The sequence below is a fragment of the Acinetobacter sp. YH12205 genome, assembly GCF_013418125.1.
GTDB lineage: Bacteria > Pseudomonadota > Gammaproteobacteria > Pseudomonadales > Moraxellaceae > Acinetobacter > Acinetobacter towneri.
Genome location: NZ_VPCQ01000001.1, coordinates 327,590 through 341,966 on the forward strand (window position 1 = coordinate 327,590; position 14,377 = coordinate 341,966).

12 protein-coding genes and 2 pseudogenes are annotated in these 14,377 nt (G+C 42.7%); 3 read left to right on the top strand and 11 right to left on the bottom strand.

The features are described from left to right. Nucleotides 1–150 precede the first annotated feature (150 nt). The 4 genes and pseudogenes from FTU92_RS01590 to FTU92_RS14015 form a co-directional block, all read right to left on the bottom strand. Nucleotides 151–444, bottom strand: a complete 294-nt coding sequence (locus FTU92_RS01590; protein WP_070153485.1) for a type II toxin-antitoxin system RelE/ParE family toxin — start codon at nt 442–444, stop codon at nt 151–153. Next, on the bottom strand, nt 437–679 hold the full coding sequence (locus tag FTU92_RS01595) for a type II toxin-antitoxin system ParD family antitoxin (RefSeq protein WP_004974509.1): 243 nt from the start codon (nt 677–679) through the stop codon (nt 437–439). The genes FTU92_RS01590 and FTU92_RS01595 overlap by 8 nt, the downstream gene beginning before the upstream one ends. Before the next feature lie 218 nt (nt 680–897). Beyond that, a complete protein-coding gene (locus FTU92_RS01600) occupies nt 898–2,529 on the bottom strand; it encodes a PglL family O-oligosaccharyltransferase (RefSeq protein WP_180095392.1) in 1,632 nt (543 codons plus the stop codon). Between the two features lie 153 nt (nt 2,530–2,682). Beyond that, nucleotides 2,683–2,805: pseudogene (locus FTU92_RS14015) on the bottom strand (type IV pilin accessory protein); the annotation flags it as partial. A 288-nt stretch (nt 2,806–3,093) separates the two neighbouring features. Between FTU92_RS14015 and FTU92_RS01605 the strand changes: the two are divergent. The 3 genes from FTU92_RS01605 to FTU92_RS01615 all read left to right on the top strand — a co-directional run bounded on the left by FTU92_RS01605 (nt 3,094) and on the right by FTU92_RS01615 (nt 4,415). Then, the gene (locus FTU92_RS01605; RefSeq protein WP_180095395.1) at nt 3,094–3,363 is read left to right on the top strand and encodes a DUF1778 domain-containing protein; all 270 of its coding nucleotides are present in this window, start codon (nt 3,094–3,096) and stop codon (nt 3,361–3,363) included. Between the two features lie 119 nt (nt 3,364–3,482). Further along, on the top strand, nt 3,483–3,626 hold the full coding sequence (locus tag FTU92_RS14020) for a type II toxin-antitoxin system Phd/YefM family antitoxin (RefSeq protein ID WP_373687279.1): 144 nt from the start codon (nt 3,483–3,485) through the stop codon (nt 3,624–3,626). A 351-nt stretch (nt 3,627–3,977) separates the two neighbouring features. Further along, nucleotides 3,978–4,415: a pilin gene (locus FTU92_RS01615; protein WP_180095398.1), complete on the top strand. Its 438-nt coding sequence runs from the start codon at nt 3,978–3,980 to the stop codon at nt 4,413–4,415. 22 nt (nt 4,416–4,437) lie between these two features. On the opposite strand, the gene FTU92_RS01620 is transcribed toward FTU92_RS01615, so the two are convergent. From FTU92_RS01620 to gltB, 7 genes and pseudogenes are all read right to left on the bottom strand, one after another. Then, complete coding sequence (locus tag FTU92_RS01620) at nt 4,438–4,797, bottom strand: hypothetical protein (protein WP_180095401.1); 360 nt, start codon at nt 4,795–4,797, stop codon at nt 4,438–4,440. Nucleotides 4,798–4,800: 3 nt separating this feature from the next. After that, a pseudogene (locus tag FTU92_RS01625) lies at nt 4,801–5,396 on the bottom strand (hypothetical protein); the annotation flags it as partial. Then, nucleotides 5,397–5,957, bottom strand: coding sequence for a TPM domain-containing protein (locus tag FTU92_RS01630; RefSeq protein ID WP_180095404.1), 561 nt, complete (start codon nt 5,955–5,957; stop codon nt 5,397–5,399). Then, nucleotides 5,951–7,054 carry a YgcG family protein gene (locus tag FTU92_RS01635; protein WP_180095407.1) on the bottom strand — a complete coding sequence of 368 codons (1,104 nt, stop codon included), beginning with the start codon at nt 7,052–7,054 and terminating at the stop codon, nt 5,951–5,953. The genes FTU92_RS01630 and FTU92_RS01635 overlap by 7 nt, the downstream gene beginning before the upstream one ends. 19 nt (nt 7,055–7,073) lie before the next feature. Continuing rightward, the gene (locus FTU92_RS01640; RefSeq protein WP_019836149.1) at nt 7,074–7,664 is read right to left on the bottom strand and encodes a LemA family protein; all 591 of its coding nucleotides are present in this window, start codon (nt 7,662–7,664) and stop codon (nt 7,074–7,076) included. A gap of 291 nt (nt 7,665–7,955) precedes the next feature. Beyond that, the gene (locus FTU92_RS01645) at nt 7,956–9,377 is read right to left on the bottom strand and encodes an FAD-dependent oxidoreductase (protein WP_180095410.1); all 1,422 of its coding nucleotides are present in this window, start codon (nt 9,375–9,377) and stop codon (nt 7,956–7,958) included. Nucleotides 9,378–9,468: 91 nt separating this feature from the next. After that, nucleotides 9,469–13,944: a glutamate synthase large subunit gene (gene gltB, locus FTU92_RS01650; protein ID WP_180095413.1), complete on the bottom strand. Its 4,476-nt coding sequence runs from the start codon at nt 13,942–13,944 to the stop codon at nt 9,469–9,471. Nucleotides 13,945–14,377: the final 433 nt, after the last annotated feature.

The following is a 14,377-nucleotide window of genomic DNA, read 5'->3' on the forward strand; positions in this document are numbered from 1 at the left end:
GATAACTCAAAAGACTGGTTTTCCAGTCTTTTGTTTTTTGGGGCACTTTACCTAAAATTCAGTATCTTGCCTATCTCTAATGAAGAAGCTCTCAATATCAATATATTTTACTTATGCGCATTTTAAATTCTTGGATTTATAAAAAAGTATTTATAACGCAAAAAAATGTTTCATGGGTTGCATCTGTTGATGCAATATCCGAATAATAAAAATTCCATAATCCTGTTTTTTATAAAAAATAGCATGTTGATGATGATCGTGACGGCGTATTCCCTCGCCAATATCTACACATGCATAACCAATCAGCGGTGAACTCACTAACAAATGAAAGGTATTTTCCAAATGTTGCGTGTATTGGTCAGCTTGAGCTACACCAAAATTAAGTAAGGTGTATTCATAAATAGCAGTGAAGTCGTCGACAGCTAAATTTGATAGCTTATACACGATGCTTCTGCTTCACTTGAGCCGCAATATCTTTTAGGCTAAGTGTACTTTCTCCACTGTTCTCACCTGCTTCAATCGCTTGCTTTAAAGCTGCAGTTTGATTTTCTTGCTGCTCCAATAATCTTAGTGCAGATCGCATCACTTCACTGGTTGAACCATAACGTCCAGATTCAATCAGTTTGCTCACAAAGTTATCGAGTTGTGGGCCAATTGTTACACTTGTAGTTCTCGCCATCAGCATGCCTTATTGTTTGAATAGATCATACAATTCTAACACAACTCCCTTTATCTGAACAAAAGTTCAGCATCTCTTTAAATTTTCGCACATGAAATCAATTTTATAATGAATACCCCCTCTCTTTTTAAAGAGAAGTTGGGAGAGATTTTCAACATTGAAAATTTTCACCATATTTGGCTCACTATTTTCAAATCCCCCTCTTTGCGCTACACAAATCAGCGCGGCTTTGCCTCATCCAATAAAGTCGCATAATCTACATTGACCTGCCACAAAGTGCTTAACAACCATAATTGCTTTTTGGCTTCTGCTTCATAGCCATTAAACGCCAAGACCCGCGCATATTTCAATAAATCGTAGCGGGTTGGATAGTTCAATACAATTTCCTGAATACCCTGTAATTGTTCAGGCGTTTGTAGGCTATACGGATTTAAACGAATCCACGCAATGCGGCGGTTAAATTCTTCTAGTACAAAAATACGCTCTTGATGGGTGATTTTTTCAGGTGTGTGTTCGTAGCGTACCGACTGATTCAATTTAGGCACCATCACCTCATAATCACGATAAATCAGCATCAACAACAATGCGCCAAGTACAAAAGTACTGCGTAAATAAATTGCAGATAAAGTGAAGCTTTTGAACACACGTTGTGATTGAACCATGCCGATAATAAAACCAACAGGCAGCAAGAAGTAGGCATAGTTTTGTGGAAATTCCAGCATGGCATGCACGCTAAATGCACCGACCATTAAAATCCCCACAACCGATTCCACCGACTGGGTATGTTTATGCAGTTGGTAGCCCCAATAACCCAAATACGCCAAAAATGGTACGCCGAGTATCACACCATTCCAAAGTAAAAAATCCAAAATAAAATTGTGTGCGCTACGAATCCACACAGGACCTTGCACAAATTCGCTAATCGTGACATACGCCACACTGGTTTGATGCCAACCATAGCCCCACCACGGTTGATGCTCAATCGCAGCGAGCATTTGTTGCCAAATTGCCAAGCGTGACATATCACCTGTGGCGCGCTGTACCACATCACGAGATTGCACCGAAAGATCTGCACTTTGCGAGAGTAATTGACTGAAAGAAGGTGCGATAAAAATCAGCCCGATAAATGCTGCAAACCACAGTAAGCTATAACCCCATTTTATCCGCACCACGCCACGGTATTGTTGATAGCTCAAATAGGTCAAAAGACACAGCGACGCCAACCATGAAGTACGCGACTGGCTCAGTACAACACCGACCAAAATCATGACAGCAGCAATCACAATCCACACGGTTTTAAGTTTTTGTTTTTCGTATAAATATAGACATGCCATAAGCGACATCACTAAAAAGGTCGCCATATTATTCGGTTGGGCGAAGTTGGCATAAGGACGTTGCCCGATTTTAATATCTACCATCATTGGCAGGTATTGATCGAGTGTGAGCCACTGGCAAATCGCCATGAGTGCAGTGATGCTACCCGCGCCCAACAACACATAACTAAAGCCTGTAAAGATGCGTTCACGCTCAATACTATTTTGAGTGAGGTTATAACCAAGAATGATAGCCAGCCAAAAACTAAAGATATACACACTGCTAAGCAAAGCTTTGTCAAAGAAGTAGACCAAGCCAAGGCCCCACTGAATGAGTGGAACACTGCACAATGCTAGTAAGGGCAGGCTGATTTTAGGTATCTGTAGTTTTTCTTTTAAAAGGCAGGCTGCAAGGGCAAACAGGGCAAAAAATGCGTAAAGTTCACCTGTGTAGGTAACCCACGGACGGTAGTGAATGGGCAATAGCCATGCAAGGGAGATGAGGATGGCAGCCAAAAGTAGCAATGCAGATTTCATAAGAAAACTAGACTAAAAAACTGGCTCTATCTTATATTTTTTTTGGCAAGATGATAGTGCTTTGTGTAGCAAGCTTGATTGGAATTCTACCCTTTTTTGAAGTGGGATAATTGCATGGGAAATACTGAAATTCCCCATTTTTAATCTAAGTAATTATTGCCACGGTCTTAAGTCTACTATTTTGATGACACTGGCAGTTTCTTTATTGATTAATACCACCATATCTACAGCATTGGCTTTTAAAGGTAGCCACGCATCTGCTTTTGGATATTTGGCTCATTGCATAAGTCACTTTATATGGACACGCTCCAAACTGTTGAATTCTATTCATTTACTCCATTTTATATTTTGTCCATATAGACATGCTTTTATAACGACAAATTTTTCACGTTTGTCCATATCCTCAAAAAATACGTGAGGTTTTAAAAACATGTTTTAGTCCGCCTAATTAAAAATGAGTAGTCACCAAAATATATTTTTTGTATTCATTCCGACCTTAAAATTTTATGTTTGTTATGCGTCATGCGAAATATAAAAAATTTTATGCTCAAAAGGAGATAAATAATGACGAACAATGAGATTATAAAAATACATATAGATGCTAAAACAAAGCAATTGGCAGAACAAGCTGCCGTTGTTCTAGGCTACTCTGCACTCAGTGAGTTTTTTATTTATTTAATTCAAAATTACGCACCGCAAATTTTGCACGAACACACTCATATTCAGTTAAGTCATGCTCAGTTCAAGCAATTTATCGAAGCATGTCGCACTCAAAATACCGTTCCTGACCGATTAAAACAGGCTGCTCAACTTATAGATAAAGAAAATTTTTAAGGAGCAGAAATAAAAGTCATTACATGTGCTGAGCTGCAAGACAATTTAACGGATATACTCGATTAAGTATAGACGATCATGCACCTGTACTTATTAATAGAGAAGATAAACAAGCCGTGGTGATAATAACTCTAGATGATTGCAATGCCTTTAAAGAAACAGCGTACCTACTCAAAAGTCCTGCCAATGCAAAACGGTTACGCGACTCAATCGCGCAAATTGAAGCAACTGAAACAACGTGTCATAAACTCAGTATAGAGTGAGATTGAGATGCACTGCCGATGGCAGAAATAGTGCCCTACTATACCCAGAAAATTTCAAGCGAAAGACTTCAACATAGAGAACGACATCACAACACCTAAAAAAGAACAACTGAATATATGTGATATAAATCACACAATGACAATATTTGTCCAAAATACAAAATTAAACCTGCCAATAATTGTCACTTTTTAACAAAAATATACAGTCGAATTAAAAGTCTTAAATTTTTTATGTGTAAGGTGCTGTTTTTCTGTGTAAATTGTCTATAATAAAAGTTGGCACGTTTAGTGCTACTATTAAAATAGCTTACAAAGCTTATAACTAAATTAACAACATTTGTGGAGAATGTTATGAACGCTCAAAAAGGCTTTACGTTGATCGAGCTGATGATAGTTGTCGCTATTATTGGTATTTTGGCGGCAATTGCAATTCCTGCTTATCAGAATTACATTGCTCGCTCTCAAGTTGCTGAAGCATTTACTTTAGCTGGCGGTCTTAAAACTCAGATTACTACTAACTTACAGGCCGGCACTTGCTTTGAAAATGGCGCAGCTGCAGCCGTTGCTGGTGTAGATACTGTTACTGGTAAATATGGTTCAGCAACCATCGTAAGTGATGCTGCTGCGGGTAGTACATGTGGTATTACTTACACATTTAATGCCACAGGCGTTTCAAGCAAATTAACTAGTGATGTGATTGGTATGGCTGTGAGTGATAATGGCGTCTTATCTCAAGGTACTGTAGCAACTACTGTTGATAGCGCATTACTACCTCAATCGTTCCAATAATATTATTTAATATAGAAACGCATCAAATTTGATGCGTTTTTTGTTTTAGCTCAAAATTTTCTAATAACAACGAATTTACCTTTTCCAACAGTTTTTCATAATCTTCTTTCAGCTGCTCATAATCACTTTTCACCGCTTTGGTCTTAGTTTTAGCTTGCTCAATTTGCTGGGCAGGCGAAAGAATATTTTGCCCTGCTGCCTGTGCAGCTTGCTCAATAGCCTCAATTAATGCAGCATGACGGCTCTTCTTAATCGAGCCTCGTTTACGCCCAGCTTCCATTGCAACCGTATCGTTATTAATGGCAGAGCCTTTCGGTAGAATAATCGGTTTGTTGGCTTTTAATCGCTCTAAAGCAGCGTAATAATCATTAAGTGCACTCATATTTTACACCTCAATATTAATCGTTTTAATTTTTTGAATCATTTTGTTTAAAGCCAAAATATCACTGTCCATTTGCTCGTATAGCAGACTGTTCTGTACTTGCATATCTCGCTGCCGTTGTAGTCGCTGAACCGCTTTTTGTATTTTTTCAGCACTTGTTGCATCAAACACAGCATGGGCACAACTCAAACAGCTCGTAATAGCCGTAAAAGAAATTTTTTCGCAAGAATCAGGATTAGTACAAGCACCCAAAAGACTCGGTTTGTAAGCAATTTCCCCTTTTTTCATGCGCTTAATCGCTTCATCACGGTTTGGAAATACTGTGAGTAATTGCTCGCGGTCTTTTTGTAGCTGCAAATAGGTTCCTGCCCCACCAAGTAAACGGCTAGCACTATTAATTACACCATCTTCAAACTGAGCATAAGAATGCACCAAGCGCTGATATTCCAGTTCTTGAATAAACTCTTTTTGACTGTCACTCACTAAAATATTTGGTGCAAATACCGCATTATTACGGTAATACAACGTCATTGCTTCAGTTAAATGCTTATATTGAACAGACAAAGTACCCAACCCAAAATACCTGAACGAGCGCCAAATCAGCCCAAAATAATCGGCGCATTGCCCAATTCATTTTGCTGATCTAGCAGCTGGCGGTCATAAAACACATCCAAAATTTCACCAATTTCTTGCACACCTGTTATTACCGCTTGCCGATACTGCTGCTGTGCCAAACCTTGCACAATATGCGCACAGACTTCATCCCACACCTGTTGCGTGGTTGCGGTTTTAATGCCACGGTCTATCACAATTTCCACTTTGCGCTCACACAAATTCAGGTACAGCAATACTCCACTATTCAGTTGGGTATCCCAAACCCCCAATTCTGCGAATAATTGGCGTGCACGAATATGCGTATCTACCGCATACGCCAACCGCGAGGGTAAACAACCTTCAATCACCACCTGAATTTCACCCACATGCCCATGCTCGGCTGCAGTCACCGCTTCTGCAATGGCATGTTGATCCTGCGCATTAAAAAAACGTTTGGTGGCAGGTAAATAAAAGAAATGCTTCAGCCAACGCTTTATACTCGGACGCGCTGCAATGTCCATTTTCGGTTGAGTAATAATTTCTGTTGTATCTGTTGTGGTTACCATGATCCTGATGCTCCTCCCCCACCAAAGCCACCACCGCCGCCGCTATAGCCACCGCCGCCAAAACCACCGCCACCACGTCCGCCTCCACGCCCTGCAGAGGACAAGAAAATTTGGAAAATGGTCTGTGCAATGGCAGTGATGAGTAAAAAGAAAATTCCCGCGCCAATCATTAAACTGGTGATTAAGCCGACACCATTGACTAAACCTGCCACTGTTCCTGCTACGGCAGCAGTTGAAGCACTTAAGCGTTTTCCGACAATCAGTGAGCCAATTACCCCTGCAATTAAAATAAATAAAGCAGTGCTCAAGGTTTTTTCACGCGCCTGTTGTTCTTGCAAGGCTTGTTCCTGACGCTGTTTCAGTTCTTGCGCCGCCTGTGCAGCAACTTCGGGGTCTAGGTTTAAAATCCGTTCAATTTCTGCCACGCCTGCATCTATGCCTTGTGCATATTGCGCTTGTTTAAAATACGGCGTAATACGTTGGTTAATAATCCGACTGACCACAATATCGGGCAGCACGCCCTCTAAACCATAACCTGTTAAAATTTGAATACGGCGCTCATTGACTGCAATTGCCATCAACACACCATTGTCTTGCTTGGCAGAACCAAGCTGCCATTGTTCTGCGACCCGCATGGCAAAATCAAAAATATCTTCCTGCCCTGTGGTCGGTACAATTACCACCCCAATTTGTGCTTTGGCGTGTTGATGTAAATTTAAAATTCGCTGGCTGATTTGCTGTTTTTCTGCAGCAGTGAGCAAATTGGCTTGATCGACCACGGGCTGATTCAAGGTCGGTAAAGCACGGATAGATTCACCCTCTGCCATATCATTGGCAATTTGCGGTTGCTGAACGGGTGTTTCTATAGGTGCTTGTTGAGTGCTCGATGTAGACTGGCGTGAGTTTGCAAGATCTGGGATAGGGTTGGCATTTTGAGGATGCTGTTGCTGCACAATTTTACCCAGCACCACAGCTTCGGCAGTTTCATCGGTTGCAGTGGCAACTTCACTATATACCAAGCAGCTGAAACACATAACTGCCATGAGCAGCAGCATCTGCGCTAGATTTATACAGATCTTGCTGTGCGATTGCAGCATCCAGACATCCTCCTAGGCGTTATTCAAACGAAACTTTCGGTGCAGTTTGTGCGCTTTGCTCGGCACTGAAGTTTGGTTTGGTGTCCATGCCAATCACTTTGGCGGTCATTACTTGCGGGAACTGGCGTGCATAGCTGTTAAAGTCTTGCACTGTGCTGATGTAACGGTTACGCGCCACGGCAATACGGTTTTCTGTGCCTTCTAGTTGTACTTGTAAATCACGGAATTGCTCATTGGCTTTTAAGTCTGGATAATTTTCAGACACCGCAATTAAACGTGATAAGGCACTGGTCATTTGCGCCTGTGCTTCCTGATATTTCTGGAATAACGCAGGGTCTTCTAATACCGACTTATCCACTTTTAAGCCTGCGACATTGGCACGTGCCTGAGTGACTTCAGTCAAGACTTGTTCTTCGTGTTTGGCATAGCCTTTGACTACATTCACCAAGTTTGGCACTAAATCGGCACGGCGTTGATATTGGTTTTGGACTTCTGACCAAGAAGCAGTCACGGCTTCATCTTTCACTTGTAAGGTGTTATAGCCACATCCGCTTAATGTCAAAGTACTGGTTAAAGCCACTGCGAGCATGGTTTTTTTTGTGAAATTCATAAATTAACCTCTAAATTTTCTTTGTATTTGTTTGAAATGATTCCATTCTAACGTGAAATTCTGACCTGTTTGTGTATTTTGTTTAATCGAGCGAATCACCAAACTGTTTACATCCAACAATAACCTTGAACAGCAGATTGAATTGATATTGAAGTTTCCACTCTTAAACCTTATATGAATCAGTGATGGCAATATATTCCACAAGAAGATGAACTGGATAAAATATCCAATAAAAAAGGACTGAATTCCTTAAAACTCAGCCCTTTCAAGATCTAAGCAAAACAAACTCGTTTAGACCTCTAAATAATCTAAAATACCTTCTGCCGCCTGACGACCTTCCCAAATTGCAGTCACGACCAAATCAGAACCACGCACCATATCGCCCCCTGCAAAAATTTTCGGGTTAGACGTTTGGAACTTAAATGTTTGCTGTTCTGCTGCCACTACACGACCTGAACCGTCTACCCCAACATTGGCAGAGGCAAACCAATCTGCAGGGCTGGCACGGAAACCAAAAGCAAGCAATACCGCATCAGCAGCTAAAATTTCTTCGGAACCTGGAACAGGCTCTGGGCTGCGACGACCACGACTGTCAGGCTCACCCAATTGAGTTGTTACCACTTTTACACCTGTGACTTTGCCATTTTCTCCGACAATTTCAATCGGCTGACGATTAAATAAGAAGTTCACCCCTTCTTCACGTGCATTAGTCACTTCACGGCGTGAACCTGGCATATTGGCTTCATCACGACGATAAGCACAGGTCACTTCCTGCGCACCTTGACGAATAGAAGTACGGTTACAGTCCATGGCAGTATCCCCACCACCCAGTACAATCACTTTTTTGCCTTCAACACTGATGTATTCTGCAAGGTCTTTTTCCCAGCCTTGGCAACGGTTGACATTGGCAATCAAGAAATCCAGCGCATCATAAACGCCATCTAAATCTTCACCGGCAAAGCCACCTTTCATATAGGTGTATGTGCCCATACCCATAAATACCGCATCGTAATCTGCAAGCAATTGGTCAATGGTGATATCTGTACCAATTTCAGTATTTAAACGGAATTCAACCCCCATACCAGAAAAAATTTCTCGGCGGCGTTTCATCACGTCTTTTTCCATTTTAAACTCTGGAATACCAAAGGTAAGCAAGCCACCAATTTCAGGGCGTTTGTCAAAGACTACCGGTTTGACGCCATTACGCACCAAAATATCGGCACAGCCTAAACCTGCAGGGCCTGCACCAATAATCGCCACTTTTTTATCGGTCCATTTCACATGCGACATGTCTGGACGCCAGCCCAAGGCAAAAGCTGTATCGTTAATGTACTTTTCGGCATTGCCAATGGTGACTGCACCAAAACCATCATTTAAGGTACATGCGCCTTCACACAAACGATCTTGTGGACAAACCCGTCCACAAACTTCAGGCAAAGTATTGGTTTGATGACACAATTCAGCTGCCTGAAAAATACGGCCTTCCGAAATCAGTTTAAGCCAGTTCGGAATGTAGTTATGCACAGGGCATTTCCATTCACAGTACGGGTTACCACAGCCCAAACAACGATGGGTCTGATTGGCCGCCACTTCTGCAGTAAACGGTTTATAAATTTCCACAAACTCATTTTTGCGGACATCGAGATCTTTTTTCTCTGGATCTTGGCGTGCTACATCCAGAAATTGAAAGTCATTATGTAGGCGTTCTGCCATGTCTTTCTCCGTAGGTGGATGTGGATAACGCGACATTTACACTGGGTATAAGTCTAAAGTTATCCACATCTGCCGAATGCTGAGTCGTGGATTATTGTGGATCTGCTTGGGTGGTTTTCAACAAAGTCTGCAAGTTGGCAGCTTTTGGTTTTACCAACCAGAATTTACGGCTATAGAAATCAAACTCATGACGGATCTTATACGCCCACGCACTGCCTGTTTCGGCAATATGTTCATCTAAAATACGTCCTAAGAATGCTTTATGTTCTTCCATCGCTTCAGTCGAAATACGATTCAGCTCAATCAGTTCGTGGTTGTAACGGTCTACAAAGTCATTATCCAAATCCAGTACATAGGCAAAACCACCAGTCATACCCGCACCAAAGTTATGTCCCACTTTGCCCAATACCGTGACAATCCCGCCAGTCATATATTCACAGCAGTGGTCGCCTGCCCCTTCAATCACAGCGAAGGCACCTGAGTTACGCACCGCAAAGCGCTCACCTGCCGTACCTGCAGCAAATAATTTACCACCGGTTGCACCATAGAGGCAGGTATTACCAATAATCGCTGTATTTTGAGTTTGGAAAGGCGAACCTTTTGGTGGGAAGATGGAAATTCTTCCCCCCGCCATGCCTTTACCCACATAGTCATTGGCATCGCCTTCAAGTTTGATATGCAAACCACCTGCATTCCAAACACCTAAAGATTGTCCCGCAGTACCCGTAAGGTTCAATTTGACAGGATGATGTTCCATGCTCAAGTTACCATAACGACGCGCAATTTCACCTGAAATACGCGCACCAATTGAACGGTCACAGTTGCTCACATTAAAGTAATATTCGCCCCCTGTACCTGCTTCAATTGCAGGCAACATCTCTGCAATCATTTTTTCAGCCAAGATGCCTTTATCAAATGGCGCATTGCCTTCAACCTGACAGTATTGCGCTTTGCCTTCTGCCGCAGGGTGCGATTCCAACAAGGCGCTTAAATCCAAGTGCGCATGTTTTTCGGTTTCACCCGGTAAAATTTCTAGCAAGTCGGTACGACCAATCAAGTCTTTCAAGCTAGCAACACCCAGTGCAGCTAACCATTCACGGGTTTCTTCCGCAATGAAAGTGAAGAAGTTGATCAGCATTTGTGGTTCACCAATATAGTGTTCCTGACGCAAATGATCTTGCTGCGTTGCTACCCCTGTTGCACAGTTATTTAAGTGACAGATACGCAAGTATTTACAACCTAAGGCAATCATTGGGGTTGAACCAAAGCCGAAGCTTTCCGCACCTAAAATTGCCGCTTTCACCACATCTAAACCAGTTTTTAAGCCACCATCGGTTTGCACACGAACTTTGCCACGCAAGTCATTCACACGTAATGCCTGATGCGCCTCGCTTAAACCCAACTCCCACGGTGAACCTGCATGGTGAATAGAGGACAGTGGCGATGCTGCGGTACCGCCATCATAACCCGAGATGGTAATGAAGTCGGCATAGGCTTTAGCGACACCTGCTGCAATGGTACCCACACCCGGTTCAGACACCAGTTTGACCGATACCATGGCTTGCGGATTGACTTGCTTTAAATCGAAAATCAATTGTGACAAGTCTTCAATCGAATAAATATCGTGGTGCGGTGGTGGTGAAATCAAAGTTACACCCGGCACAGAGTAACGTAAACGGGCAATCAAGCCATTCACTTTACCACCCGGTAACTGACCACCCTCGCCTGGTTTTGCACCCTGTGCCACTTTAATCTGCAACACTTCTGCAGAGGTTAAGTAAGCAGGTGTGACCCCAAAACGTCCCGAAGCAATCTGTTTGATTTTCGAGTTACGAATCGTGCCATAACGCGCAGGGTCTTCACCGCCCTCACCTGAGTTTGAACGCCCACCAATAGTGTTCATGGCAATCGCAATCGCTTCATGCGCTTCTGGTGACAACGCACCCAAAGACATGCCCGCAGAGTCGAATCGCGGTAAAATTTGTTCAACCGATTCCACTTGATCTAAGGCAATGGAATTGTCTGTTTTTAACTTGAATAGATCACGAATGGTTGCGATTGGGCGATTATTCACGATTTCTGCATATTCTTTAAAATCTGCATAATTGCCTGAACGCACCGCTTTGTGTAAGGCATTAATCACATCTGGGTTAAAGGCATGGTATTCCTTGCCAAATACAAATTTCAGCAGACCGCCCTGATCAATTGGCTTACGCGATTTCCATGCAGTATCTGCCAATTTTTTCTGATCATTTTCAAGGTCGGCAAAGGTAGCCCCTTGAATACGACTTGGTACACCAATAAAGCAAGTATTCACCACTTCGGCTGATAAGCCGACTGCTTCAAACAACTGACCACCACGGTAAGAGGCTACAGTTGAAATCCCCATTTTGGACAAGACTTTGAGCAAGCCTTTTTCAATGCCTTTGCGGAAATTGCTTTGTGCACAGACAGGGTCGCCCAATAACTCGCCTTTGGCAATCAAGTCATTGATCACATCATAAGCCAAATATGGATACACCGCAGTTGCACCAAAACCGAGCAATACTGCAAATTGGTGCGGATCGCGGGCAAAGCCTGTTTCCACAATAATGTTGGCATCGGTACGTAAACCGACTTGTATTAAGTAGTGATGCACCGCACCAGTCGCCATGACCGCATTGGCAGGCAAGTAACCTTCACGGATTTTTTTATCGGTGAGTACCAATAAAGTTTTACCCTCACGCACCGCTTGTGCAGCAGTTTCGCAAATCCGTTGAATTGCAGCTTGCAAACCTTCGCTTTCGGCATAGTTCAGGTCGATGTCGGCAATTTCATAGCCTTTACGGCCCAAAGTGCGAATTTGGTGCATTTTGGAGTTGGTCAACACAGGGCTTGAGATAATCAAGCGGTCGGCATGTTCTGGACCTTGCTCAAATACGTTTTGTTCACGCCCTAAACAGGTTTCCAAAGACATCACGATCGATTCACGCAATGGGTCAATCGGTGGATTGGTCACCTGCGCAAACTGCTGACGGAAATAATCCGACACATGGCGTACCTGACGCGACAATACTGCCATTGGCGTATCATCACCCATGGAACCCACGGCTTCTTGACCGCTTTCTGCGATTGGACGCAATAATTGATCACGCTCTTCAAAGGTCACCATAAACATTTTTTGTGCAGCTTTTAAGGCATCACCTTTTAAACCCTGATCACACAAATATTCTTCAAGCTCTGGGCTACCTTGTAAACGGATTGAATTTTCACGCAACCATTCACGATAAGGACGCATTCTTTTCAGATGGTTATTTACATCCTGCGTATCGAGCACTTTGCCAGTAAAGGTATCCACCACCAAAATTTGACCAGGACCAACACGTCCTTTAGAAATTACATCTTCAGGCTCATAACCCCACACCCCAATTTCAGAGGCCAAAGTAATGTAGCCATTTTTAGTGATCACCCAACGTGCAGGACGTAAGCCATTACGGTCTAACATACAGATGGCATGACGACCATCCTGAATCACTAAACCTGCAGGGCCATCCCACGCTTCCATATGTTTAGAGTTAAATTCATAGAAAGCGCGTAAATCGGCATCAATGGTTTCGACGTTCTGCCATGCAGGCGGAACCAACATGCGTAAGGCACGGAATAAATCCATTCCGCCACCCACTAGAATTTCCAGCATGTTGTCTAAGCTAGATGAGTCTGAACCTGTACGGTTTACAATTGGCGTAAGCTCAGTCAAACCCGGTAATAATGGATTTTCAAATTTAGGGGTACGTGCCATTGCCCAATTACGATTGGCAGTAATGGTATTGATTTCACCATTGTGTGCTAAATAACGGAACGGCTGCGCCAACGGCCAACGTGGCAAAGTGTTGGTCGAGAAACGCTGATGGAACACCACAATATGTGATGCCAAACGCGCATCGGCAAGGTCGGTATAGAAGTCTGCAATAGCTGCAGGCATCATCAAACCTTTATAGCTGATCACGGTTGAGCATAGCGTGGTCACATAAAAATATGGATCGGCAGTCAATTGCTGCTCGGCACGACGACGCGCCAAGAATAATTTGCGGTTAAATTCAACCTCAGTCACACCCAATGGGCAATTGACAATAATTTGCTCAAAAGCAGGCAAAGACTGCATGGCAATTTCGCCCAATGCCTCATTATTGGTTGGCACCACACGCCAAGCCAATACTTTACAGCCTTCTGCTTCAATTTCTTTGGTCAGGATATTTTTGGCATATGTCGCTAAGGCAGGGTCAAGGTTCAGAAAGACCGTACCCACTGCAAAAATTTCGCTCAGGGTAATGTCACTTAAGCGTTTTGCTTCTTCGCGGAAAAATTGCTTTGGCATTGCCAACAGCAAACCACATCCATCGCCCGTTTTACCGTCTGCGGCAATACCACCACGGTGGGTCATGCAACTTAAACTATGAATGGCAGTCTTGACGAGATCATGGCTTGCATCACCCTGCATATGGGCAATTAAACCGAAACCACAGTTATCTTTAAACTCATCTGGTTGGTATAAACCTTGAGTGGGAGCTACAGTATTAGGCGATGGCATGTGCATAGCGTACCCTTCTTTTACTTGCCCAATTGGGCCAATTAAACAATCTGTTTTTGCGATTTAACTCAATTTACAACTCTAAACATCAACTTAGAGTAAATGACCTATCTCTCATTTACGCAACTTTTACACTTGAATGTAGCAGGCAAATTTGACAGTTTCGCACAATCATTGAATTTTTTGCGCCAAAATAGGGACAACAACTCAATTCACGCACCAATAAAAGCAAAAACAATGCCAACTTTATTTTTTTATTCAACCATAACCAAATTTCAGCATTCACCGCATAAATGTAAAATAAAATCACATTTTTAAGTCAAATTCGCACTGTTTTTGTGCACTTCATTATTTTTATACACCATGCTGCGCCATTTTAGAACGCATTTATGTATGAGAAGAATAGTATTTTTAGATCAAATTGGTGCAACTG